The sequence below is a fragment of the Aeromonas sobria genome, assembly GCF_006243315.1.
GTDB classification, from domain to species: domain Bacteria; phylum Pseudomonadota; class Gammaproteobacteria; order Enterobacterales; family Aeromonadaceae; genus Aeromonas; species Aeromonas sobria_A.
Map to the genome: position 1 here is coordinate 34,326 of NZ_NKWE01000048.1, position 23,997 is coordinate 58,322.

General features: G+C 60.2%; 18 protein-coding genes. 14 read left to right on the forward strand and 4 right to left on the reverse strand.

All coding sequences use genetic code 11. The features are described from left to right. The first annotated feature begins 54 nt into the window (after window positions 1-54). Both CF137_RS16600 and CF137_RS16605 read left to right on the forward strand, forming a co-directional pair. On the forward strand, window positions 55-1,956 hold the full coding sequence (locus tag CF137_RS16600; protein ID WP_139720425.1) for a transglycosylase SLT domain-containing protein: 1,902 nt from the start codon (window positions 55-57) through the stop codon (window positions 1,954-1,956). Between the two features lie 178 nt (window positions 1,957-2,134). Then, complete coding sequence (locus tag CF137_RS16605) at window positions 2,135-3,133, forward strand: LacI family DNA-binding transcriptional regulator (RefSeq protein WP_139694256.1); 999 nt, start codon at window positions 2,135-2,137, stop codon at window positions 3,131-3,133. A 77-nt stretch (window positions 3,134-3,210) separates the two neighbouring features. Here CF137_RS16605 and CF137_RS16610 read toward each other — a convergent pair whose 3' ends face one another. Together CF137_RS16610 and CF137_RS16615 are read right to left on the reverse strand one after the other, a co-directional pair. Beyond that, window positions 3,211-4,275 carry a 3-deoxy-7-phosphoheptulonate synthase gene (locus CF137_RS16610; protein ID WP_139720427.1) on the reverse strand — a complete coding sequence of 355 codons (1,065 nt, stop codon included), beginning with the start codon at window positions 4,273-4,275 and terminating at the stop codon, window positions 3,211-3,213. 125 nt (window positions 4,276-4,400) lie between these two features. Further along, on the reverse strand, window positions 4,401-6,350 hold the full coding sequence (locus CF137_RS16615) for a TonB-dependent receptor domain-containing protein (protein WP_139720429.1): 1,950 nt from the start codon (window positions 6,348-6,350) through the stop codon (window positions 4,401-4,403). Window positions 6,351-6,616: 266 nt separating this feature from the next. Between CF137_RS16615 and CF137_RS16620 the strand changes: the two genes are divergently transcribed. The 11 genes from CF137_RS16620 to CF137_RS16670 all read left to right on the forward strand — a co-directional run bounded on the left by CF137_RS16620 (window position 6,617) and on the right by CF137_RS16670 (window position 20,381). Further along, window positions 6,617-7,765 (forward strand): isochorismate synthase, encoded by a 1,149-nt coding sequence (locus CF137_RS16620; protein ID WP_139720430.1) that lies wholly within the window; start codon window positions 6,617-6,619, stop codon window positions 7,763-7,765. Beyond that, entirely contained in the window at window positions 7,762-9,414 is a 1,653-nt protein-coding gene (locus CF137_RS16625; protein WP_139720432.1) for a (2,3-dihydroxybenzoyl)adenylate synthase, read from the forward strand. The genes CF137_RS16620 and CF137_RS16625 overlap by 4 nt, the downstream gene beginning before the upstream one ends. Next, window positions 9,411-10,376 carry an isochorismatase family protein gene (locus CF137_RS16630; RefSeq protein WP_139720434.1) on the forward strand — a complete coding sequence of 322 codons (966 nt, stop codon included), beginning with the start codon at window positions 9,411-9,413 and terminating at the stop codon, window positions 10,374-10,376. The genes CF137_RS16625 and CF137_RS16630 overlap by 4 nt, the downstream gene beginning before the upstream one ends. After that, a complete protein-coding gene (gene dhbA / locus CF137_RS16635; RefSeq protein WP_139720436.1) occupies window positions 10,373-11,140 on the forward strand; it encodes a 2,3-dihydro-2,3-dihydroxybenzoate dehydrogenase in 768 nt (255 codons plus the stop codon). Before CF137_RS16630 ends, dhbA begins: the two co-directional genes overlap by 4 nt. Before the next feature lie 125 nt (window positions 11,141-11,265). After that, complete coding sequence (locus CF137_RS16640; protein WP_139720438.1) at window positions 11,266-15,255, forward strand: non-ribosomal peptide synthetase; 3,990 nt, start codon at window positions 11,266-11,268, stop codon at window positions 15,253-15,255. Continuing rightward, on the forward strand, window positions 15,252-16,121 hold the full coding sequence (locus CF137_RS16645) for a hypothetical protein (RefSeq protein WP_139720440.1): 870 nt from the start codon (window positions 15,252-15,254) through the stop codon (window positions 16,119-16,121). The genes CF137_RS16640 and CF137_RS16645 overlap by 4 nt, the downstream gene beginning before the upstream one ends. Before the next feature lie 284 nt (window positions 16,122-16,405). Next, window positions 16,406-17,494 carry a pyruvate dehydrogenase (acetyl-transferring) E1 component subunit alpha gene (gene pdhA / locus CF137_RS16650; RefSeq protein WP_139720442.1) on the forward strand — a complete coding sequence of 363 codons (1,089 nt, stop codon included), beginning with the start codon at window positions 16,406-16,408 and terminating at the stop codon, window positions 17,492-17,494. Then, on the forward strand, window positions 17,487-18,473 hold the full coding sequence (locus CF137_RS16655; RefSeq protein ID WP_139720445.1) for an alpha-ketoacid dehydrogenase subunit beta: 987 nt from the start codon (window positions 17,487-17,489) through the stop codon (window positions 18,471-18,473). Before pdhA ends, CF137_RS16655 begins: the two co-directional genes overlap by 8 nt. Continuing rightward, window positions 18,470-19,570, forward strand: coding sequence for a dihydrolipoamide acetyltransferase family protein (locus CF137_RS16660; RefSeq protein WP_139720448.1), 1,101 nt, complete (start codon window positions 18,470-18,472; stop codon window positions 19,568-19,570). Before CF137_RS16655 ends, CF137_RS16660 begins: the two co-directional genes overlap by 4 nt. A gap of 205 nt (window positions 19,571-19,775) precedes the next feature. Then, window positions 19,776-19,985, forward strand: a complete 210-nt coding sequence (locus CF137_RS16665) for a cold-shock protein (protein WP_082186781.1) — start codon at window positions 19,776-19,778, stop codon at window positions 19,983-19,985. Window positions 19,986-20,075: 90 nt separating this feature from the next. Then, window positions 20,076-20,381, forward strand: coding sequence for a hypothetical protein (locus tag CF137_RS16670; protein WP_139720450.1), 306 nt, complete (start codon window positions 20,076-20,078; stop codon window positions 20,379-20,381). On the opposite strand, the gene CF137_RS16675 is transcribed toward CF137_RS16670, so the two are convergent. Then, entirely contained in the window at window positions 20,368-20,616 is a 249-nt protein-coding gene (locus tag CF137_RS16675) for a TIGR02647 family protein (RefSeq protein WP_042021271.1), read from the reverse strand. The two genes, CF137_RS16670 and CF137_RS16675, sit on opposite strands and share 14 nt — an antisense overlap. Window positions 20,617-20,861: 245 nt before the next feature. Here CF137_RS16675 and CF137_RS16680 point away from each other — a divergent pair, with 245 nt between their 5' ends. Further along, complete coding sequence (locus tag CF137_RS16680) at window positions 20,862-21,419, forward strand: hypothetical protein (RefSeq protein WP_139720452.1); 558 nt, start codon at window positions 20,862-20,864, stop codon at window positions 21,417-21,419. A 163-nt stretch (window positions 21,420-21,582) separates the two neighbouring features. On the opposite strand, the gene CF137_RS16685 is transcribed toward CF137_RS16680, so the two are convergent. Further along, window positions 21,583-23,697: a TonB-dependent receptor domain-containing protein gene (locus tag CF137_RS16685; RefSeq protein ID WP_139720454.1), complete on the reverse strand. Its 2,115-nt coding sequence runs from the start codon at window positions 23,695-23,697 to the stop codon at window positions 21,583-21,585. Window positions 23,698-23,997: the final 300 nt, after the last annotated feature.

The window sequence follows — 23,997 nt, forward strand, 5'->3', positions numbered from 1 at the left end:
AGGCAGTAGAACCACCGCCGATAGGCGGTGTATTGCCCTCAATGGAGATGCTCAGTGAAAGCTGTATGGGGAATTATGTTAGCGGCACTGTTTGTGCCGAATCTTATGGCACAAACGGCAGACCAGACCTTATACCGTCAGGCCCATGAGGCTGTACGGGCCAATGATCAGGTCCGTTTTCAGCAAATTCGTGCCCGTTTGACCCATTATCCCCTGTTACCCTATCTCGATTACTATCAGCTTGCCTTTCGCCCGGGGGCTGCCGAGTACAGCGACGTGACCCGCTTTATTCGTCAGCACGGCGATACACCGCAATCGAACCGGCTGGAGCGCAGCTATTTGACCTATCTGGCCCAAAGCCAGCAGTGGTCGCAGTTCTTGCGCTTCTATCCGGCTAAACCGAGCTCCACTGACCTGCTCTGCATGCACTATCAAGCCGGTTATTACACCGGCAAGAAACAAGAGGCATTAAGGGGGGCGGGTGAGTTGTGGATGAGTGGTCAGTCACGTCCCGATGCCTGTTCCCCGTTGTTCCAGCTATGGCAAGGGGCAGGGCTGCGTACTCAGGAGAAGATCTGGCAACGGATGACGCTGGCGTTCGAGGCAGAAAATCCCAATTTGATCAGTCACCTTGGCGCGACCTTGGGGAGCGGATTGCAGCCCTATGGCGATCAGATGGTGACCCTCTTTGCACAGCCCGCCAAGGTGATGAACCCTGCTTACTTCAGCACCAACCCTTACTCTAAAAAGTTGCTGTCACTGGGCTTGGCCCGTTATGCCAATCAGCAGCCAGAATCGGTGTTGCGGCAATTGGCCTTGTATCGTAGCCGGTTTGGCTTGAGCCAGAGTGAGCTCAAGCCCATCGAGCGGGCCATTGCTCGTCGTCTGCTGCTGGATCGCGCCATTGTCCAGCGCAGTTGGGTCGATAGTACGGTGAAAAAGCTGGCGGATCCCGATATCACCGAGCTGCGTGCCCGGTTGGCCATCTGGGAGCAAGACTGGCGTAGCCTGTCCGGTTGGGTGAAATTGATGCCGATGGCGCGCCAGAAAGAGGATCGCTGGCGTTATTGGGCGGCTCGCTCGCTGGAGGAGCAAGGGCAGAAAAAACCGGCCCATGATCTTTATCTCGAAACCGCCAATCTGCGTGGTTTCTATGGTTTTATGGCGGCGCAGCGCACCGGTATACCCTATCGCATGAAAAACCAGAGCGCCAAGCAAGTGCCTGATTGGCGCAGCGCCAGTCAGCGTTGGCCTTTTTTACTGCGGGTACGCGAGCTGTTGTCGATGAACGAGATTACGGCGGCACGCTCGGAGTGGATCCACAATATGGATCGCAATCCGGTGGCCCAGCGCATCGAATTTGGCCATATCGCCCTTAATCAGGGCTGGCATGAACTGGCGATTCTCTCCAGCATCCGTGCCGAGGCGTGGGATGCCCTCGAGCTGCGCTTCCCCAAACCTTACCGACAGACCTTCAGCCAGATAGCGCGGGAGCGTTCGGTTAATATGAGCTTGTTATACGCCATTTCCCGTCAGGAGAGTGCGCTTTATCCCCTGGCGCAATCGCCGGTGGGGGCCCGTGGTCTGATGCAGCTGATGCCCGCAACGGCAAAGGAGACCGCAGGCAAGCTGGGGGTACCTTACCGCAATGAGCAGCAACTGTTTGATCCCGAGCTCAATGTGCGTCTTGGCAGCGCTTATCTCAAGCGGTTGCTGGATGTCTACGACGGCAACCGTATCCTCGCTGCCGCTGCCTACAATGCCGGGCCGGGTAGAGTAAAACGCTGGCGTGACCAGAGTGACAACAAGCCGATGGATGTGTGGGTCGAGAGTATCCCCTACAAGGAGACCCGTAACTACGTGCAGAACGTGTTGTCGTTCGATCTCATCTATCAGCACAAGCTGCAGCAACCGCTGCGCTTTATGTCAGAGCGGGAGCTCAATCACGCCTATTGAGCCGGGTAGTCCTCAATGGCGCCCGCTGTTTTCATCAGGCTGATGTCTGGGAGCGCGGGGTAATATTGCGTTACCAAGTGAAACATCTCTAGTGACCTGGCGCAGGTAATTGTGCCAGGCCTCAGGGTATACTCGGGCGTCGGTACCGACAGGTTCCCCCACAATAAAGGAATGGATAGTGGCAACGATTAAAGACGTTTCTCAGCTGGCAAATGTGTCTATCTCCACCGTGTCGCGTGTGATTAACAGCACGGCGCAGGTAGCACCAGACAAGCGTGAGGCCGTATTGGCGGCCATGAAGGAACTGAATTTTCGGCCCAACAGTTTTGCTCAGGCGCTGGTGAGCAAGCGCTCTAACTGCATTGGCGTGCTGGTTGGCGATCTCTGTGGCGGCCCTTTCTTTGCCCAGATGATGCGTGGTATCGAAACCATGGTCGACAAGGCCAACAAGTTCACCATAGTGATGTCCGGTAACCACGATATCGCCCGTGAGCGTCATGCCATTCAGGCACTGTTACAACGTCAGTGTGATGCCCTGATCCTGCACAGCAAGGCGCTTCCGGACGAGGAGCTGTGCGAGTTGGCCGCAGGTTCAACCCCCATCGTCTTTATCAACCGCCAGGTCCCCGGTTTTGAAGATCGCTGTGTCTGGCTCGATAACCAGGCCGGTATCACCACCGCGTGCCAGCATCTACTGGATGCCGGGCATAGCAAGATCGCCTTTATTACCTCTGATGACGAGGCGTTTGTCGATGGTCAGCAGCGGATGGCCGGTTACACCCAGACCCTGGCCAGGGCCGGGATCGCGTTTGATCCTGCTCTCATCAGCCGCGCCTTTGCCGACGAAAATGGCGGTTATGTGGCAATGTGTGAGGTGCTTGCCCGTGGGGTGGAGTTCACCGCTGTGCTCGGGTTTAACGATGGCATGGTGGCCGGCGCCATCTCTTGCCTGCTGGAGCGCGGTTACAAGATCCCGCAGCAGATTTCTGTGGTCGGGTTTGACGATATTCCCTATGCCCGTTACATCTATCCCAAGCTCACCACGGTGCGCTATCCCATCGAGGAGATGGGCAGTTGCGCCGCAGAATTGGCGCTACGCCTGCTCGCCCACAAGCCGGTCGATGGCTTGACGCTCAAGTTTGAAGCCCAGCTGGTCGAGCGTGAGTCAGTCGCCTGACGAGCGTCATACTGCGAACAACAACGTGGCCCCATCGGGGCCACATTCTTATCCAGGTTTTCTGAGGAATAGACCACTCATCCTGCCAAGGCGATCCGCTGCTGGCGGCGAACCTCCACCCCTTCAGCCACCAGATCGAGCAACACCTTCGTCTGTTCCCAGCCGATGCAGCTATCGGTGATCGACTGACCGTAGCGCAGCGGTTTGCTGCCAATCTCCTGATGCCCTTCGCAGATAAAACTTTCTACCATGATGGCGGCGATGGCGTGGCTACCGTCTCCCAGTTGGTCGGCAATATCCCGGGCAACCAGCAGCTGGCGTGCATGCTGTTTCTGGCTGTTGCCGTGGCTGCAATCGATCATCAGCCGAGGTGACAGATGATGTTGGCGCAGCAGCTCGCCAGCCTCTGCCACATGACTGCTCTGATAGTTGGGTTGGCGGCCACCGCGCAGGATCAGGTGGCAGTCGGGGTTGCCATGGCTGCGCACCAGCGCCAGCTGGCCGTCACCGGAAGGCTGGGTATAGAGGTGGGCAGCCCGACTGGCGAGGATCGCCTCGACCGCGATCCGGATATTGCCATCGGTGCCGTTTTTAAAACCGATGGGGCAGGGGAGGGCTGAGGCCAGTTGGCGGTGGAGCTGGGATTCGGTGGTGCGTGCGCCAATGGCGCCCCAGCTGATGAGATCCCCCAGATAGAGCATGCTGGTGAGATCGAGAAATTCGGTGGCACAGGCGAGCCCCTCTTGCCCCAATGCCAGTAGTAGCTCCCGGGCTTGGCACAGTCCCTTTTCCAGTCGATCGCTCCCATCGAGGTCGGGATCGAAGATAAATCCTTTCCAGCCCAGCGTTGTGCGCGGCTTTTCGAAATAGGTGCGCATCACCAGTTGCAGCTGATCCCCGTATTGGCCCTGCAGTTCGGCCAGTCGGCCACCATAGTCGCGGGCGGCAGCCGGATCGTGAATGGAGCAGGGGCCGATCACCAGCAACAGGCGATCATCCTCTCCCTGCAGAATATGGCGGACTTGTTGGCGGCTGCGGGCGATCTGGCGAGTGAGCCGTACCGGACAGGGTCTGGCCTGCAACATCTCGTCAGGGGTGGGCAGGGTGGCAAGGGGTGAAGCATTCAGAAGTGAGGTGAACATGAGCGATCCTGGTGAAAAATGGAAATCTGCATGCTCTTTGCTGTCCAGTGGGGATCTTCCCCTTATTGTCTTGGTTAACAGAGCGCGGGCATGGGCCCGCGCTGCTGTTATCAGCCTTGGCTGCCTTAGAAGCGGGCCGAGCCGCTGACGTAGTAGCTGCGACCCGGTTCGACGTTCTGGAAGAGGGTATCTTTCTCTTGCAGGCGCACGTCGGTCAGGTTGTTGATCCCCAGTCGCAGGTCAAAGTTCTCGGTGACCTTGAAGCCGGTGCCGAGATCGAAGGTTTGATAGCTGGGCAGTTTGTCTCTCACGGTTGCATTATTTACCTTGTGTTCGATGAACTGGGTGCCGGTGTAGGTGGTGCCGACAAAGGCATTGACCCGCTCGGTGGCCTGCCAGGTGATCTTGGCGTTGGCCTTGTGCTCCGGCCGCTCGGGCAGAGCCTGACCCTGATCGCCTTCAGCCTTGAGGTAGGTGTAGTTGGCGCCAAGGTTGATATCGTCGGTCAGATCGAGCTTGCCGGTCAGCTCCAGCCCTTTGGTGGTGGCCTTCTCCAGGTTGTACCAGGTGCGATCTTTGGAGTTGGGCAAGGATTTGTAGGTCAGCATATCTTCGATATCGGAGTAGAAGAGGGTGGCGCTGGTCTCCCAGATCCCCTCTCCTGCGATGACCCCCAGCTCGTAGTTGGTGCTGGTTTCCGGTTTGACCTTGTCATTACCATAGATGCTGCAGCGGCCTCCGCAGCTCTCGGTGCTGTAGCCGTTTGTATACTGATGCGAGGCTGGCGCTTTGAAGGCTTGGCTAACACCGCCTTTCACGGTCACCACATCGTTCATCTCATAGACCAGATAGCCGCGCGGGGTGAAGTGGCTGCCGTAGAGCCCGTGGTGATCGTAACGGCCGCCCAGCGTGAAGGTCAGGCTGTCGGTCAGGCCGATCTCGTCCTGAGCGAACAGCGCCTCCTGGGAGTTGCTCTCCTTGCCGCCGATATCCTGGTAACTCACCGCATCCACCAGCTCCCGATCCAGATATTCACCACCCAGGGTCAGGTAGTGGTTGGCCAGCGTCAGGTTGGTGTAGCCCTTCAAAGTAAAGTTGTTCTCTTCTTTAGGCTGCTGGTGGATTTTTAGAACGTCGTTGAAGTCATCTATCTTGGAGCTTTCGTAGTTGACCATGACGGTGGTGTCACCCCAGCTCCAGTTCCCCTTGTGGGTCAGCCCAAACAGGTTGCGATCGTTTTGCTGTTGGCGGCTGTGTATCTTATTGCCGATTTTGCGGAAGATATCGAGAGGCCGCTCATCCTGGTTGTAGAGGTAATCCAGCTCGAAGCGCTGCTGCTCATCCACCAGCCAGCTGAGGGTGGAGGCGAAGTTGCGGGTCTGCTTGGCTTCGATCAGGGGAATGCCGTCCGCCGCTTCGGTGGGGGTCCATGCCTGACGGTCATACACCTCGCCATTCATCCGGATCAGCAGGTTGTCGGTCAGCGGGCCGGTAAAGCCCAGGTTGGTTCTGTGCTGATCGCCGCCATCCTTGCCCTCGATGGCTTTGAAGTCGGCATCGGCCGCCCCTTGCCAGGTTTTGCCCGGCTGCTTGGTGATGATGTTGATGACACCACCGATGGCATCGGAGCCGTAAAGTGCCGACATGGGGCCACGGATCACCTCGACCCGCTGGATCATGCCAAGGGGAACCGGAGTGTTGTCGAAGTTGCCGCCGCGCCATAGGGCATTGGAGGAGGAGAGGCGTTTGCCATCCACCAGCACTAGCGTGTATTTGCCCGACATGCCGCGAATGCCGATATCGCTGCGGCCATTGGTGTCAGCTTCTGCCTGAATGCCCACTTCGTGGCGCAGCAGGTCGGCAAGGTCATTGACCGGTGCGGCTGCGATCTGTTCTGCGGTGATGACAGAGATAGAGGCCGGTGCCGAGCGGGTATTGTGCGCCGTGGTGGTGACGGTGATCACCTCATCGGCTTGAGGGGCGTTGCTGGCGGCGATCGCTTGCTGGGTCAGCAGGGTGACGATGGTAGTGGCCAGCAGGCTGGGAGCAATAAAACGGGAGGTTGAGGATTTCATTATTTACATCTTCCATAATATACAAATGATAAGCGTTATCATTATCGAGTTGAATTTGCTCCGATCGCAACTCTTTTTTATCGGCGAAATTCAGTTTCGTTCGTCACCCTCTTTTGACTAAAAAGAAGTTAATGAAATTGATTATCATTTGTATTGATCGCTTTTTCGCTCCTTGTTAGGATGCCGTTCACCCTGATATCTGGTGAGTCAAATGACTCACCTTAAGTCGTGTCAGGCAGTGATTCATTCCAAGGAGTAGCACCGTCATGTGTGACCATGCACTGGAAGGAGAGTGGCCCGCCACAGCGGCCGGGTTGGATAAAGTGTGCTGTTTTGCCAGCGGTGACAGGGTACTAGTCGCTTCCGGTATCCACGACAGTTTTACCGGCATCCCACCAGAGAAGCTGCTCGCCCATCTGCGTCAGTTGCGCCAGCAGGGGATAGTCAATCCCATCGCCATCGGCGCCATCCCGTTTGATACCCAATCTCCCTGGCATCTGGTGATCCCGGCGCAATCGCAGTGGGTCGCAAGGGATGCGCTGTTACCCGCCCGCTGTTGCCAGCTCCATGGTGAGGTGAGTGAAGTGACCGGCGCTGCCCACTATCAGGGAGCGGTACGGGCGGCGCTGCAGCAGTTCTGCGAGGGTCAGCTTGAGAAGGTGGTGCTGTCGCGCGCCATCGATGTGCAGAGCGCAGAGCAGACTTCCCCCGCACACGCCTATGGCTCTCTGCTGGCACAGAATCCAGGTGCCTATGTGTTCCAGATCCCGCTACCGGAGGGGGAGACCCTGCTTGGTGCCAGCCCGGAGCTGCTGGTATCGCGCAGCGAGATGGCGGTGGTGAGCAATCCGTTGGCGGGCTCCCGTCCGCGCTACGCATTTTCCGAGCAACAGGCGGCCAGTGCCGAACTGCTGGGGGCGCAGAAGGATCGCTATGAACATGCGCTGGTGGCTGATGCGGTCGCCGCCGCTCTCGCTCCCTTCTGCCGCGAGTTGGATGTCCCCATCGAGCCGCAGGTGATCGCGACCCCCACCATGTGGCACCTCTCGACCCGCATCGCCGGGCGGCTCCATAAGCCCTCTCCCGTGCTGGCATTGGCGCTGGCGCTGCACCCGACACCGGCGGTGTGCGGCACGCCGCTCTCGGCAGCACGTCAGGCCATCGCCCGGCTCGAGGGGTATGATCGCCGCTTCTACTGTGGCGCCGTCGGCTGGATGGATGCCGATGGCAATGGCGAGTGGGTGGTCACCATTCGCTGTGGCGTGCTGGCCGGCAGGCAGCTGCGGCTCTATGCCGGTGCCGGGGTAGTGGTGGGCTCCTCGCCAGAGGCTGAGTGGCAGGAGACCGCCGCCAAGCTCGGCACCATGTTGCGCGCCTTCGGTCTCGAGAACCGGGAGCCGGAGGTGACAACATGAAGCCGCTGGTGCCCTTTACCCCTTGGCCTGACGAGCTGGCGGCCCACTACCGGGCGCAAGGGTGGTGGCGCGGACAACCGCTCACCGTCCTGCTCGATGAATCCGCCGAACATTTTCCCGAGCGCACGGCCCTGATCTGCGGGGAACGTACCCTCAGTTATGGCCAGTTAAAGCGTGAGGTCGATGCGCTGGCGGCGCGGCTGACGGCGCACGGGTTGGGCCATGGCGATACCGCGTTGGTGCAGTTGCCAAATTGCGCCGAGTTCTACATCTGCTGGTTTGCCCTGATCCGCTGTGGTGTGGTGGCGGTACACGCCCTCTACAGCCATCAGCGGCGCGAGCTGGTGGCCTTTGCCCGTCAGATTGAGCCCGCCTTGCTGGTACTCAGTCCTTCTCATCCTGGCTTTGCCGGTGACGCGGGAAGCCTGGCGGCCCTTGATGAGCTGGTATCGCCTTCCTGCCAGACACTGCTGTTCGAGCAGGCAGAAGGGGGCGATCTTCAGTCTGGATTTGCATGGCACAAGCCCGACCCCATAGCCCGTGCTGATGGTTCGCCACTGGCGGCCATCGCGCCAACTCCTGCACCGACTCCGGCCGATCAGGTCGCCTTTTTCCAGCTCTCCGGCGGCAGCACCGGCACTCCCAAACTGATCCCCCGTACCCACGATGACTATGGCTACAGCGTGCGCCAGAGCGTGGTGGTGTGCGGTTGGGATGAGCGGGTGATCTATCTCTGCGCCCTGCCAGCCCCCCACAACTTTCCCCTGAGCTCCCCCGGCGCACTCGGGGTGTTTCATGCCGGTGGCTGTGTGGTGCTGGCAAAAGATCCATCCGCAGCAACCTGCTTGCCGCTGGTGCAGCGTCATCAGGTCAACTGGGCGGCGCTGGTGCCACCGGCTCTGGCGCTCTGGCTGGAGGCAGCCAGCCACGATCCACAGACCTCTCTGGAGTGTGTGCAGGTGGGCGGTGCGCGCCTCAGCCCGGCTCACGCCGAGGCGGTAGCGAGCCGCCTTGGCTGCCGCCTGCAGCAGGTGTTCGGCATGGCCGAGGGGCTGGTTAACTACACCCGCATCGAGGATGACCACTGGCATCTCGTCAATACCCAGGGCCGCCCGATGAGCTCGGGCGACGAGGTGGCGGTGCGAGGCAGCGACGGGCACCCCTTGCCTGATGGTGAGTGTGGCGAGCTCTGGACGCGCGGCCCCTACACCTTTCGCGGCTACTTCAAGGCCGATACCCACAATCAGCGGGCTTTTGATCGGGACGGTTTCTACTGCACCGGCGATCTGGTCTGCCGCCTGCCCAGCGGCCATTTGATGGTGGTGGGGCGCAACAAGGATCAGATCAACCGGGGCGGTGAGAAGATTGACGCCCTCGAGATTGAAGAGCTGCTGATTACCCATCCAGATGTGCGGCAGGCGGCGCTGGTCGCCATGCCTGATCCCATGCTCGGGGAGCGCAGCTGCGCCTTTCTGATGTGCCGCGAGCCCCTCAATCTGCTCCGCTTGCGCCGTTTTCTGCGCGAGCAGGGGGTGGCCGATTACAAACTGCCCGATCGACTGGTGCTGGTGGCGCAACTGCCCCACACCCCGGTCGGCAAGATAGACAAACAGACGCTGCGCGAGCAGCTCGCCAAGGAGTGTGCATGACCATTCAATCCCTCGCCGCCTACCCACTGCCTACTGCCGAGGAGCTTCCCACCGGGCGGGTGAACTGGCCCTTCGAACCGGGCCGCGCCGCCTTGCTGGTCCACGATATGCAGCACTATTTCGTCGATTTCTACGGGCAGGACAATCCGCTGATCAATCAGGTCATCGACCATATCGCCACCCTGATCCGTCAGGCGCGGGCTCTCGGCATGCCGGTAGTCTATACCGCCCAGCCCACCGAGCAGAGTCAGGCCGATCGGGCCCTGCTGAGCGATATGTGGGGGCCGGGGCTGACCCGAGCGCCGGAGCGTCAACCGATAGTTCCGGCGCTGGCCCCCGAGCTGCAGGATACGGTGCTGACCAAGTGGCGCTACAGCGCTTTTTGCCGCTCACCGCTGGCCGAGCTGATGGCCGAATGGGGGCGGGATCAGCTGGTGATCTGCGGCATCTACGGCCATATCGGGGTGATGCAGACGGCGGTCGACGCCTTTATGCGCGATATCCGCCCCTTCCTTGTTGCTGATGCCATCGCCGACTTCTCCCGCGAAGATCATCTGCTGGCGCTCTCCTACGTCAGTCGCAATGCCGGTCGGGTGATCACGGTCGCCGAAGTGATGGCGGCAGCCAGTAAGCGCCCCCTGACTCGGGAGTCGCTACGCGCTCAGGTGTTGGCGCGGCTGCCCGCCGAGATGCAGCAGGAGCAGCCTGCCGAGGATGACAACCTGCTCGACTACGGTCTCGACTCGCTGGCGGTGATGGGGCTGGTGGAGGAGTGGCGTCAGCAGGGGCTGGTGGTGGAGCTGGCCGAGCTGGCCCGCACGCCGACCCTGGCTCACTGGTGGGGGATCCTCTCCCGTCAGCTCAATGTCAGTCAGCTCAATGTCAGTCAGCACAATGTCAGTCAGGCCAGGGCTCATCAGGTCAACGAAGATCACGTCACCGAACCGGAGTGCACCCCATGAGCGAGTGGCAAGGCAGAACCGTCTGGGTAACCGGCGCGGCGCAGGGGATTGGCCATGCGGTGGTGCGCACCTTTGTCGAGGCGGGGGCCCGCGTGGTGGCACTCGATCTGCAACTGGCCGAGGCGCTACCCGGCAACGTGAAGGGGGTGGTGATCGATGTGAGCGACAGCGAGGCCGTGACTCGCTGCTGCGAACAGCTGCTCGACGAGGGGCTGGGGCCCGATGTGCTGGTCAATGTCGCGGGCGTGCTGGCCACCGGCAGGCTCGATGAGGTGGATGACGCCCTCTTGTTGCGCACCTTCGCCATCAACACCTTCGCCCCCTTCTACCTGATGCGGGCTCTGACCCCCTGGTTTCAGGGGCGGCGCAGGGGCGCCATCGTCAATGTCTCCTCCAATGCCGGTCGGGTGCCGCGAGTGGGGATGGGCATCTATGGCGCCTCCAAGGCGGCGCTGACCAGCCTGACCCGAACGGCAGGCTTGGAGCTCGCTCCCTATGGGGTGCGCTGCAATCTGGTGTCGCCGGGCTCGACCCGCACCCCGATGCTCTGCGGCATGTGGCAGGAGGGGGAGGCAGAGCAGCGCGAGGGGGAGCTTCGCACCATCGCTGGCCTGCCCGGGCAGTTCAAGCTGGGGATCCCCCTTGGTAAGCTCGGGACACCCAACGAGGTGGCGGCCTGCGTGCTGTTTCTCGCCTCCGATGCCGCCAGCCATATTACCCTGCAGGATCTGGTGGTCGATGGCGGTGCCACCCTGGGGGTCTAGCCCGCGCGCTGCCAATCTGGCAGGCGTGACACCTTCTTCATGGAGGAGGCCTTGCCTCCTCGCTTTTCAGCCATGCGGGCAGGGGCAAGCCGCTGCCCGCTCGATGTTTGCGCAAGGACATTCCCATGGAACAGACAATGGCGATGCGCGCCACCCACCAGCGTGGTGAGCACCAGCGCTGGCCGCTAACCACAGCTCAGGCGGGTATCTGGTTTGCCCAGCAAAAATACCCGCAGAGCCCGGCCTGCAACACCGGCGAGTACTGGCTGCAGGAAGGATCGCTGGCTCCCCATCACTTCACCCGTGCGGTGCGCCAGACCATCGACGAGATCCCCGGTCTGCACTGCGCCTTTGTGGCCACTGCCGATGGCCCGCAAATGGTAGCTAATCCCGCCTGCTGGCAGCTGGCTGAGCGGGATCTGCGCAGCGAAGCCGACCCGCTCGCAGTTGCACAGGCCGAGATGCGTGCGCAGCTGGCCGTTCCCTTCAATCTGGCCGGGGGGCCGCTGTTTGCCACCACCCTCTATCGCCTTGCCGAGGGGCAGTGGGCCTGGTTTATAGCCGTGCACCATATCGCCATCGACGGCTTTGGCCTGAGCCTGCTCTGCCAGCGGGTGGCAAATTGGTATGAGGCGCTCTGTGCGGGCGAGCAACCGGCACCCTGCCATTATGCATCCCAGCAAGAGCTGCTGGCCGAGGAGGGGGCTTATCAGGATTCGCCGCGCGCCGCACGGGATCTCGATTTCTTCGTGCAGCAGCTGGCCGGGGTGGAGAACCCGGCGTCGCTCTCCCGCCGTCCGGCGCAAGGGCCGGGCCCCACTTATCGTTTCGAACAGCGGCTGGTTGGCCGCCAGTGGCAGGCATTGGTGGCGCGGGCCAGTAGCTCGGCCTGTCACCCCTACAGCTTGCTACTGGCGGCGGTGGCCAGCTATGTGCAGCGGATGAGCGGTGCTGGCGAGGTGGTGCTGGGCATCCCGCTGATGGGGCGACTGGGCTCAGCGGCGGCCGATACCCCCTGCATGAAGGTCAATGTGGTGCCGCTGCGCATCGAGCTGAGTGGCACCAGCCGGGTAGGGGAGTTGCTGGCGCAGGTTGAGCGGCAATTTGCTGCCCTGCGTCGTCATCAGGGCTGCCGTCAGGAGTGGTTGCAGCAGCGTCAGCCCGGCCAGCCATTGTTTGGCCCTCAGGTCAACCTGATGCCCTTTGCCCGCACCCTCAGCTTTGGTGAAGGGCACAACCAAGTTCGTGGCGAGGTACAGATGCTGGCGGCGGGGCCGGTGGAGGAGTGCGCCTTCTACTTTGCCGAGGAGGCGGGCGCTATGACCCTGACCCTCGAAGCACATCAGGGGCGCTTCAGCCATCAGGAGAGCGAACGTCATCTGGCCCGGCTGATTGCCTATCTGGCCGCCTGGAGTGAGGCGGGTGACGAGGCCCTGGCGGTGCGTTTGCCGCTGCTGCTGCCTTGCGAGCAGGCTGAGCTGGCGCGCTGGAACCAAACCGACCATCCGTTGCCGACCACCACCCTGAGCGCACTGCTGGCCGAGGGGCTGGCGGCGGCAGATCAGAGCTCCATCGCGCTGGAGTGTGGCGCCGAGCGTTGGAGTGTGGCCCAGCTGCGCCAGCGCACCCGCCAGCTGGCCAGCTATCTGGCGGGGAGAGGCGTGGGCCCCGGTTGCCGGGTGGCGGTGCTGATCCCGCGCTCTCCCGAGCTTATTCTCGCCCAGCAGGCAATCATGGCGGTGGGGGCCGTCTATGTGCCCGTTGATCCGGACTACCCGGCGGAGCGGATCGGCTACATTCTGGCCAGCAGTGATCCCGCGCTGGTGCTGACAAGCCATACGCTTCAAATGCCGCTCGATGTGGCTGCGCCACTTGTCTGCCTCGATGCACCCGGTGTGGCAGAGCAGCTGGCGGCGGTAGAATTTGCGACGACAGCACCTTGCAATCTGCCTGCCCCCAAGCCGGAAGATGCGGCCTATATCATCTACACCTCTGGCTCGACCGGTCGGCCCAAAGGGGTGGTGGTGAGCCACGGCGCCATCGTCAACCGGCTGCTCTGGATGCAGCACATGTATCCCATCGGCCCGGCGGATCGGGTGCTGCAAAAGACCCCGGCCGGTTTCGATGTCTCCATCTGGGAGTTTTTTTGGCCCTTTATGACCGGGGCGCGGCTGGTGCTCGCCAAACCGGGCGGCCACAAGGATCCCGCCTACCTTGCCGAGCTGATTGAGCAGGCCGGGATCACCACCTTGCACTTTGTCCCCTCCATGCTGCAGATCTTCGTCGCGCAGGCCGAGCCTGCCCGTTGCCGCGCCCTGCGCCAGGTATTCTGCTCCGGTGAGGCGCTGCCCGCGGATCTGGTGCAGCGCTGGTATGGGGCATTTTCAGCCCCCCTGCACAACCTCTATGGCCCGACCGAGGCGGCGGTGGATGTCACCTGGTATCCATGCCGGGAAGATGAGGCGGTGACCAGCGTGCCCATCGGCTATCCGGTCTGGAATACCTGCATCCGCATTCTCGATCCCTGGTTGCAGCCGGTGCCCCCCGGTGTGGCGGGGGAGCTCTGGATCGGCGGCGTGCAGGTGGCGGAGGGCTACTTTGGCCAGCCCGAGCTCACCGCCGAGCGCTTTATTGCCAACCCCTTCGGGACGGGACGGCTCTATCGCAGCGGCGATCTGGCTGCCTGGCGCGAGGATGGCGCCATCGAGTATCTGGGGCGCCTCGATTTTCAGGTGAAGATCCGTGGTCAACGCATCGAACTGGAGGAGATCGAACAGGTGCTGCTGCGTCATCCCCGGGTGGCGCAAGCGGTGGTGCTGGCCCCCGAATTTGCCCCCGGCGATCGCCGTCTGGTGGCCTATGTGGTGGCCGCAGATAGCACCGAATTGACGCTGGCCGAGCTGACACTAACCCTTAGCGCCGCCTTGCCCGACTACATGGTGCCGGGGCTGTTGGTGACCCTGGCCGAGCTGCCGCTCACCCCCAATGGCAAGCTGGATCGCAAGGGGCTGCCGCTGCCCGATATGGCGTCGGCGGTCGGTCAGGCGCTGCCGAAAACCCTGCTGGAGGAGCGGCTCTGCCGCCTCTTCGCCGAGCTGCTGGGGCTGGTGCGAGTCGGCGCCGACGATAACTTCTTTGCCCTCGGCGGCCACTCCCTGCTGGCGGCGCAGCTGGCGGTGCGTATTGAGGAATCAATCGGACAGACTCTCACTCTGGCCAGCCTGTTCGAAGCGCCGAGCCCCGCCCAGCTGGCACGCCGTCTTGGCGGCGAGCGGGAGGCAATGCCCATGCTGTTGCCCCTGCGGGCGCCCAGTGCGCAGTCGGGTGCATCGGGCCCCACTCTCTTTTGCGTCCATCCCGCCGGTGGGCTCGGTTGGTGTTATGCGCAGCTGGTGCCCCATCTGCCGGCTGACATGGCGGTCTATGCCCTGCAGGCGCGGGCGCTCTGCCAACCGGATGCGCCGCTGCCTGCCAGCTTCGACGAGTTGGCACTCGACTATGTGACCGAACTACGTCGTCAGCAGAGCGAGGGGCCCTACTGGCTGCTCGGCTGGTCGCTGGGGGGCATGCTGGTGCACCGGATGGCCGCCATGCTGCAAGAGCAGGGACAGGAGGTGGCCATGGTGCTGCTGCTCGATGCCTACCCCTGTCAGCAGTGGCAAACCCAGCCGTTGCCCGACGAGCAGCGGATGCTCGATGCGTTGCTGCGGATGGGAGGCATTGCGGTTGCAGACGAGGCGCTGGATTCCCTCACTCGCGACCAGGTGGTGGCCCGACTGGGGGCAGAGGGGAGTGCGCTGGCCATGCTCGACGAGCAGGTGGTGAGCGCCATGATCGAGTTGGTTGGCCACAACAACCGGCTGATCCGCCAGCCAGTCGACTACTGCTATCACGGGGAGGTGACCTTTATCGAGGCGTCAGCCTCCCGCCAGCCCTGGCTGGATGGGCGCGGCTGGGCGTCGCTGACAAAAGGCGAAATCCGCTATGAGCGCTTCCCCTGCCTGCATCAGGAGATGGTGCATCCCGACTGGCTGGCGAAGATCGGCGCCCTTATTTGTGAGCGGGTCGATGTTGTCGGACAACAACCGCACATCCGGCAGGAGGGGGATGCATGACCCCGATTGCCGCCATCCGGGAAGCCTTGTTGGCGGGCAAGCTGGTGGGGCTGGGGGAGCCTCACTGGCACCCCGACTTTATCCGGCGCCAGCACGCTTGGCTGTGCGATCCGGCACTCTGGGGAATAATGACCGATCTGGTGCTGGAGTGCGGCAACCGCCGCCATCAGGGGCTGCTCGATGCCTGGCTGGCGGGGGAGGAGAGCTGGCAGGGGGAGCCGCTGACGCTGGCGCGGCTCTATCCGGTCTGGCTCGACTCCTGCGCCTTTCCCGCCTGGATGGCCCCCGAGTTTCCGGCTCTCTTCACCGCCCTGCGCCAGAGCAATCTGGCGTGTCCTGCACATCAGCGACTGCGGGTGCATCTCTGCGAGCCTTTATTCGAGTGGCAAGAGCTGACCCCAGCGCTGTGGCAGCAGCACAACAGGGGGCGGGATCAGGGGCTGGCCGACCATCTGTTTACTCTTCCCTCGCGCGGGGTGGTGGTGCTGGCGGGGGCGCGTCATCTGCTCAAAGCCGCAGGGGATCCCCACTTTGCGCAGCTGACCCTGGGCCAGTTGCTGGAGGCGGCACGGCCGGGTTGGCTGCAGGTGCTTCACCCCTGGCCAATGGTTGATGAGAAGGGAGATGAGGAAGAGGAGAGGGTGTGCGAGCTGGCCGGTATCACGACTGCCGATCTCTATCCCCACTGGCTGGCGCATCCGCCGCTGGAGACCCTCGTAGATCGGCTGGTGCGCGTGGCTGACCGGGGACGGGAGATGCGAATTTGCCCCACCTTGCTGGCCGAACCCTGGCGCAGCCACTTGCTGAGTCGCGCTCACCTGCTGCCAGCCGGCATGGCCCGCCAGCTGCAACACTGGCTGGCGTAACTGCTGGCTGGCGTAACTGCTGGTTGGAGTAACCGCTGACTTGAGTAACTCAAGGGGGAGCCTGGCTCCCCTTTTCAACATTCGGCATCCTGTCTTCAGTACTGCAAAGTTGCACCATTTACGGCATACCTTGCCACTCATCGCCGAAAATTCAGCTCCTTCACTACTTTAAAGAAGTTTCTACTGGTCTTACCTGAGTAAATTCCTTTGCTTTTTATTTAACAAGGTATTTACATCTAGGTGTCACCAGCATCGGTGGCGCTCACAACGGCAAGGAGCCAGTTATGACCCATGTCGACATCCCTTTCCTTCGTTACCTCGATGCGGAAGGGTGCCCGGTCGCCACCTTACCGACCTGGCTGGACAAGGCGATACTGCACACCTTCTATCGCAATATGGTGATGGTGCGCAGCTATGACAAAAAAGCGATTGCGCTGCAACGAACCGGCAAACTCGGTACTTTTCCCTCCCATCTCGGCGCAGAAGCCGTGGGGATTGGCATTGGTCTGGCCATGCAGCCGCAGGATGTCTACGTCCCCTACTATCGGGACATGCCCACCCTCTATGTGCGGGGCGTACCGATGGAGAAAAACCTGCAATATTGGGGCGGTGACGAGCGGGGCAGTTATTTTCTCAAGCTCGATGGGACTCCCTCTGAAGATCTCCCGATTTGCGTCCCCATCGCCACCCAGATCACCCACGCCTGTGGTATTGCGTCTGCCTTCAAACTGCGTAATCAACCACGGGTCGCCGTGGTTACTATCGGTGATGGCGGCACCTCCAAGGGGGACTTTCTGGAGGGGCTCAACTGCGCCGGTGTCTGGCACCTGCCGATGGTCATCATAGTCAACAACAACCAGTGGGCCATCTCTGTGCCGCGTAAGCTGCAATCGAGCGCCCCTACGCTGGCCCAGAAGGGGATTGGCGCCGGGGTGCGCAGCCTGCAGGTGGATGGCAACGATGTGGTCGCGGTCTACGATGCCGCCCGCAGTGCCGTCGAACGGGCCCGCAGCGGCAAGGGGCCGACTTTGATCGAGGCGGTCAGTTATCGCCTCGGCGATCACACCACGGCCGACGATGCCACTCGCTATCGCGACGGGGCCGAGGTCGAGGCCGCCTGGGCCAAGGAGCCGGTCAAGCGGCTGCGCCAGTTTATGCATAGCAAAGGGTGGTGGAATGAAGAGCAGGAGCAGAGCCTGCTGGCAGACGCCGCCCGAGAGGTAGAGCAGGCGGTCGCCCGTTATGAGGCGATGGCCCCCCAGCCGCCGGAGGCGATGCTCGATTACCACTACGCCAGCCTGCCCGCCGAACTCTTGCCCCAGCGCGAGCGAGTGATTGCCAAGGGGATGAAGCAGGAGGTTGGCCATGAGTGAGATCAGTTTGCTGGAAGCGGTCAACATGGCCCTTCACTACGAGATGGAGCACGACCCGGATGTGGTGGTGCTGGGTGAGGATGTGGGGGTCAACGGCGGGGTGTTTCGCGCCACCGTGGGCCTGCGCGACAAGTTCGGTTTCAAGCGGGTGATCGACACGCCGCTGGCCGAGGGATTGATCGCCGGGGTGGCGGTCGGCATGGCGACCCAGGGGCTCAAGCCGGTGGCGGAGTTCCAGTTTCAGGGTTTCATCTTCCCCGGGATGGAGCAGATCATCTGTCAGGCGGCGCGGATGCGAAACCGCACCCGTGGCCGCCTCTCCTGTCCCCTTGTCTATCGCTCTCCCTATGGCGCGGGCATTCATTCGCCGGAACACCACAGCGAGAGTGTCGAGGCGCTGTTTGCCCATATTCCGGGGCTGCGGGTGGTGATCCCCTCCAGCCCGAGGCGTGCTTATGGCCTGCTGCTCTCGGCCATCCGCGATCCGGATCCCGTGATGTTTTTCGAACCGGATCGCATCTATCGCTCGATGAAATCCGAGGTGGTGGATGACGGTGTCGGCTTGCCGCTGGATGTCTGTTTCACCCTGCGACCGGGCCGCGATATTACTGTGGTGGCCTGGGGAGCCTGCATTCAGGAGGTGATGCGGGCGGCGAACCTGCTGGCCGAGCAGGATATCCAGTGTGAAGTGCTGGACCTGGCCACCATCAAGCCGCTGGATATGGCGACCATCCTGACTTCGGTGCGCAAGACCGGCCGGCTGCTGGTGGTACACGAGGCGTGTGGCAGCTTCGGGGTCGGAGCCGAAATTGTGGCGCGGGTGACCGAACAGGCACTTCCAAGCCTCAAGGCGCCGCCCAAACGGCTGACCGGCGTGGATGCCGCCGTTCCCTACTATCGCAACGAAGCGTATTACCTCATCACCGAGCAGGATATTGCCAATGCCGCTCACCAGCTGATGGAGAACCAGTGGCTATGAAATTTTTCAAATTACCGGATCTGGGTGAAGGGTTGGCCGAAGCCGAGATCGTCGAATGGAAGGTGAGTGCCGGTGATACCGTTGCTGTCGATCAGGTGCTGTTGTCGGTGGAAACCGCCAAGGCGCTGGTGGATGTGCCCTCTCCGGTGGCCGGGGTGATCGCCCGTCTCTGTGGTGCCGAGGGAGATATTCTCCATATCGGCGCGCCGCTGGTGGAGTTCGAGGGGGGCGAGGATGATGGCACTGTGGTGGGCAAGGTGAGTGCCCATCAGCAACATATCGAGGATCACTTCGTGGTGGGGGCCATAGCCCCGGGTGGCGCGCTGGTGCAAGCCATGCCTGCCGTGCGGTTGCTGGCACAAAAACTGGGTCTGGATATCGAGCGGATCAAGGGAAGTGGTAGCGGCGGCATGGTGATCGAACTGGATGTGCAGCAGGCATTCGAGGCCCAGCAGCGCAGCGGCAACGAGTTCCTCAAAGGGTCACGGCGGGCCATGGCCAAGGCGATGGAGCTCTCTCATCAGACGGTGGTGCCGGTCAGTATCACCGATGAGGTGGATTTGCGTCACTGGCGCCCTGATGAAGATGTGACGGTGCGCCTGATCAAGGCCATTGGCGTGGCGTGCAGCGCCGAACCCTCCATGAACGCCTGGTTTGATGGCGAAACCTTGTCAAGGCGGCTGTTCAAAGAGGTCAATGTAGCCATTGCGGTGGATTCCAAGCATGGCCTCTATGTGCCGGTGATGGAGAACGTGGCCGAGCGGGAGGTGGCCGATATCCGACAGGGGCTGGATCGGATGATCGCCGATGTGAAGGCCCGAGCGGTGCCCCGTGAGATGTTGCAGGGGGCGACCATCACCCTCACCAACTTCGGCGCCATCGCGGGCCGCTATGCCAGTCCCATCGTCACGCCGCCGCAAGTGGCCATCATAGGGGCAGGCAAACTGTTCGAGAAAGTGGTGTTCATTTATGGTGAAGCGCGTCCGGTCAGAACCTTGCCACTGTCGATGACATTTGACCATCGGGCTTGTACTGGTGGGGAGGCTGCCCGTTTTCTCAAGGTGCTGGTGGATGCACTGGAAGCCGCCACGCTATAGACAGTTGTGCCCTGCCATTGGCAGGGCACAAATTTGTTTGCGTAATCGACAAAGCTGCGTATAATTCACTCCAGCTTGAAAGGGCGATAGTTATGTCAATGAATACGATGTTTTACATCTTGTCCTGTTGTTCATAGTCATCCCGTTTTTTAAGCTTTATCCGCTGAAAAGCATAAGTAATTATTTTGAATACAGGTTTAAAGATATGTCTAACATGATCACCGGTACCGTTAAGTTTTTCAACGAAACCAAAGGTTTTGGCTTCATCCAGCAAGAAAACGGCCCGGACGTTTTCGTTCACTTCAGCGCAATTCAAGGTGCCGGCTTCCGCACCCTGGCTGAAGGTCAGCGCGTACAGTTCTCCGTGACCACTGGTCAGAAAGGCCCGCAGGCTGAGAACGTAACTGCTCTGTAATTCTTACAGAATTTAAGAAAGCCGTGGTACCTCTGGTGCCACGGCTTTTTGTTTATCTGGCTTCCGCTACTGACTCCCATGTGCTGAATCATGCTGCTATCGCTTCTGCTTGCTGCCACCCTGACACCGACTTCTGACGCGCCGGTACCGGTTCACTCCGCGATGGAAGCACAGGTGATCTGCCAGCAATTTGTCCAAGTCCGTCTTGGGCAAGCGTTACAGCCCGAAGAAATAAAGGCGCGACTGGTACCAAAAAGAGAGGGGGAGTGGTTGGTGGATGGCAAAGTGAAAGGACCCGAAGGTCCTTTGCTGTTTGCTTGCCATCTTCATCAAGGCGAGCGTTGGGAGCTACTTAACTTTTCGCTCTGGGCACCACAGCCGATTAAAGGGGCTTGAGTGCGACCAGCAGGTGCTGCAGGTGTTCCACCATGGTCATGCCGAACGGGGTGAGATAGCCGCCATCTACTGCGCTGATGAGCCCCTGCTGATGCAGACGGGCAGCTGCCTGGCACAGGTCGTCAGACATATCGCTGCGTAATTTAATCCCCAAACTCATGTTGGCCGGATCAAAGCATGCCAGTATTTTCAAATCGTTGACAAATTCGTTAGAAACCTGGTCGATCCCAATCATGGATTCACTCCTTACGCTAAAGATGTATGCAAACTAGCATCCCCGAATCCACTTTAGTGGGCGCTGGTTCAAATTATTGATCTTTGGCTGGATTGCTCGTTTCAAATGCTGTTTTTTTCGGCGGAATCAAATGCTTGGCCAACTGGCTTCACCAAGGGTCTAACCACTGTAAACGTGATAGGATAAGGCACTTTTTTACATAGTGCGGCCGTTGGCGGCTGTGCGCTTAGTTCAAGGTATCGCTCATGGTCAAGATCACTCTGGTATCCCTGCTGCATTCACTTTGTCCCCGCTTTCCGGTCTACCCCACGTCTTTATTGACGTCACTGCTGGATGCTCATCAGGGTGAGGTGTGGTTGCCTGCGCGCAAGGGAGCCGATATCGCGGTGCTACGCAAGCATGTCAAAGGGGCGGTGGCACATGAGCTGGCGTCACTCAATTCCGGCTGGTGTGATTTTGCCGCCAGTGACAGCGGCGACACGCCCGAGTTGGATGCGTTGGCCAACTACGACACCGAGATGATGGATAACCTGCTGATGTATTGGCACAGTGCGGCCAAGATCAACAGCCCGATCACCGATAACCTGTTTGAGCTGCGCCGTGAGGTTGTCGATGAGGCCCATGGGGTGAAACTCGCTGCCGCGTGGGAGCAACAACAGCAACTGCGTTTTGAACAGCTGATGGCGATGGCGGCCAACGGCGGTGATCTGCTCTGTTTTGTCGAGGTTGAATCGGCTTATTGGTTGCGCCAGAAGCTCAGTGAGCAAACCGATATCACGCTTTGCTCGCCCTCAATTGCCTGATGGCAATGATGGTAGGAACGGTTGTTGGCAATCGTTGCCAATGATGCAGTAAGGGTGAGGCGATGGGGTCGGCAGACGAGTGTCTCCATGACCTGATGACGTCCGCTAACGTTAACAAAGATGGCCCGTGACGGGCCATCTTTGTTAAGTGCAGATCAGAGGATCAGAAGGTGATATTGGTCGAGATCCAGAAGCGGCGCCCTTCCTGATTATTGTTGTATTCGTTGGCATACTCAGTTTTGCCAGCGTCGTTATAGGCGTGGTACTGCAAGAAGTCTTCATCCAGCAAGTTGTAGATGGTGCCATTGACGGTGACATTCTCGCTGATCCGGTATGACGCACCCAGGTGGAACAGCGTAAATGCGTTGTAATCACCAAACGCCTCTTGCTCGGCACCGACCCCGCGCCAACGCTTGCTGCGATACTCACCCTGCAGCCAGGTATTCAGCTGGGCAGTGGTCTGCCAGTTCAGCTTCATGTTGACCATGTGTTTGGGGGTATCGGTCAGCGGCTGGCCCGCTTGTGAGCCCGATTTTTGCTCGCTATCGGTGAAGGTGTAGTTGGCTTTGAGATCCCAATACTCTGCCAGCGGAATGTAAGATCCTACCTCGACCCCCCGGGTAATGGCCTCGTCGATATTGACTGTCTGACCAAACTCTTTGATATCGTTCCAGCTGGTTCCTATATCGACACAGCCGGGCTGATTGGGCGCCTTGCTGTAATGGCAGTTAGCTACCGGCGTGCCGCTGGCAATCTTGTCGTTGAAGTTATTCTGGAACAGGGTGAGGTTGGCGTTAAAGCCATTATCGGCCTGATAGTAGGCTGCCAGCTCCGAACTGGTGGTGGTCTCGGGTGTCAGGCTGGGGGTGCCGAGGAGCGGCAGAGCCCCTTGGCGGCCGAATCCGACGATGCCGCTGGTCAGTTGATCCAGGCGAGGGGTCTTGTAACCCTGGCTGACCCCCCCCTTAAAGGTCCAGTTGCTGCTGGCATTCCACACCAGATAACCACGTGGACTGAGCTGGCTACCAAACACACTGTGGTCATCATAACGAGCACCAACAGTGAGTGCCCAATCAGTCAGGAAGCGCCACTCATCTTCAGCAAACAGTGCCAGTTGCTTATGCTCGAACGGTGCTGTAGCAACCCCGTCGATCATCTCTGCTTTCCACCACTGGCCGCCGACCGAGAGGGTATTGTCACCCAGCACTGTGACGAGCTTGCTGTCGACTATGGTGTTTTCCAGCTCAAGGGTACGGGGAGCACCTGCCGTTTTCCCCGGAACACCTTTGGGCAGGGTCCGTCCTTCGGTGTCGGTTTCGCTGCGGGTAATGCTGCTGGAGAGGTTACCGAAACTGAAACGGCCATCGTGGGCCAGCACGTATTGATCGCGGCTGTAGCGTTGCTGTTTCTCGTAACCACCGATCTTGGTCGGTGTATCCAGGGTGCCAAGCTGGCCCTCGCTGTTGTCATATTTCTGATTGCCGCGATCAATGTCCAGCCAGATATCCTGATTGCTGGTGGGGGTGAACGTCACTCTTCCGCCCAGATTCTGAATATCAGATTTTACCGGGTTTGCCCCCATGATCGGTGTTTTTTCCAGGCCATTGGCGTCCTGATAGCGAATATCAGAGGCACTGCGGTCAAACACACTGCCGCGCAGGGTCAGCCCCAATTTGTCTTCGATCAGGGCACCGCTGGTATAGAAACTGACCGCCGCACTGTTGCCAAATTCCCGGTGCTGCTGTTGGGTATTTTCCAGGGTAAGGGCGCCCATCCACTCTTTGGCCGGTTTGCGGGTAATGATGTTGACGACCCCACCCATTGCATCTGAACCATAGAGGGTGGACATGGGGCCACGGATCACTTCGATACGCTCAATCGCCGCGACTGGTGGCATAAAGCTGTTGGCGGTTTCACCGAAGCCGTTGGGGGTCACGTTCCCCACGTTGTTTTGCCGACGACCATCGATCAGGATCAGGGTGTAGTCGCTGGGCATACCCCGCATGCTGATATTCAGGCCACCCGTCTTGCCGACGCTGCCTCCCACATCCACACCTTCCACATCGCTGAGTGCATCAGCAATGCTCGCCACGCGTTTTTGTTCCAGATCTTCGCGAGTGATAACAGTGATGCTGGCAGGCGCATCGGTTATCTTCTGCTCAAATCCGGATGCTGTGATCACCATGGTTTCATTGACTGCCTGGGCCGAGACTGCGCCGGCAGGCAGCAGAGCCATCGCAATGGCGTAACCAAGTCGGGACGGTTGAGGTATGGGCATGTGAACTCTCCTGTTGTTATTGGAATGCGACTGACGAGCCAACTCCGCTATTGTTCGCTACTGATAATCATTATCATCTTATGGCGGCAGCATTCTATGCAAACTCGGGTCGCGCAGAGAGTCATGTTTATGGAACCTGTCGTTCCAAAAAATGGAACTGGCGGGGTGACGTTGCTTCTCGTCTGGGATGTAGCCAATTAATCGACAGTTAATTTAAGGGAAATCAGTTAGTTACTCTTTATCTGCAGATAAGGGCGAAGAGAGGCCCGCCATGGCAAAAGCTTTTATTGTCAATTCAAC

Bases quoted from the DNA above. Each gene is read 5' to 3' on its own strand.
- CF137_RS16660 (WP_139720448.1), top strand. From the start codon at position 18,470: ATGAAATTTTTCAAATTACCGGATCTGGGTGAAGGGTTGGCCGAAGCC.
- CF137_RS16675 (WP_042021271.1), bottom strand. From the start codon at position 20,616: ATGATTGGGATCGACCAGGTTTCTAACGAATTTGTCAACGATTTGAAA.
- CF137_RS16645 (WP_139720440.1), top strand. From the start codon at position 15,252: ATGACCCCGATTGCCGCCATCCGGGAAGCCTTGTTGGCGGGCAAGCTG.
- CF137_RS16620 (WP_139720430.1), top strand. From the start codon at position 6,617: ATGTGTGACCATGCACTGGAAGGAGAGTGGCCCGCCACAGCGGCCGGG.
- CF137_RS16655 (WP_139720445.1), top strand. From the start codon at position 17,487: ATGAGTGAGATCAGTTTGCTGGAAGCGGTCAACATGGCCCTTCACTAC.
- pdhA (WP_139720442.1), top strand. From the start codon at position 16,406: ATGACCCATGTCGACATCCCTTTCCTTCGTTACCTCGATGCGGAAGGG.
- CF137_RS16610 (WP_139720427.1), bottom strand. From the start codon at position 4,275: ATGTTCACCTCACTTCTGAATGCTTCACCCCTTGCCACCCTGCCCACC.
- CF137_RS16615 (WP_139720429.1), bottom strand. From the start codon at position 6,350: ATGAAATCCTCAACCTCCCGTTTTATTGCTCCCAGCCTGCTGGCCACT.
- CF137_RS16665 (WP_082186781.1), top strand. From the start codon at position 19,776: ATGTCTAACATGATCACCGGTACCGTTAAGTTTTTCAACGAAACCAAA.
- CF137_RS16670 (WP_139720450.1), top strand. From the start codon at position 20,076: ATGCTGCTATCGCTTCTGCTTGCTGCCACCCTGACACCGACTTCTGAC.
- CF137_RS16625 (WP_139720432.1), top strand. From the start codon at position 7,762: ATGAAGCCGCTGGTGCCCTTTACCCCTTGGCCTGACGAGCTGGCGGCC.
- dhbA (WP_139720436.1), top strand. From the start codon at position 10,373: ATGAGCGAGTGGCAAGGCAGAACCGTCTGGGTAACCGGCGCGGCGCAG.
- CF137_RS16680 (WP_139720452.1), top strand. From the start codon at position 20,862: ATGGTCAAGATCACTCTGGTATCCCTGCTGCATTCACTTTGTCCCCGC.
- CF137_RS16630 (WP_139720434.1), top strand. From the start codon at position 9,411: ATGACCATTCAATCCCTCGCCGCCTACCCACTGCCTACTGCCGAGGAG.
- CF137_RS16640 (WP_139720438.1), top strand. From the start codon at position 11,266: ATGGAACAGACAATGGCGATGCGCGCCACCCACCAGCGTGGTGAGCAC.
- CF137_RS16685 (WP_139720454.1), bottom strand. From the start codon at position 23,697: ATGCCCATACCTCAACCGTCCCGACTTGGTTACGCCATTGCGATGGCT.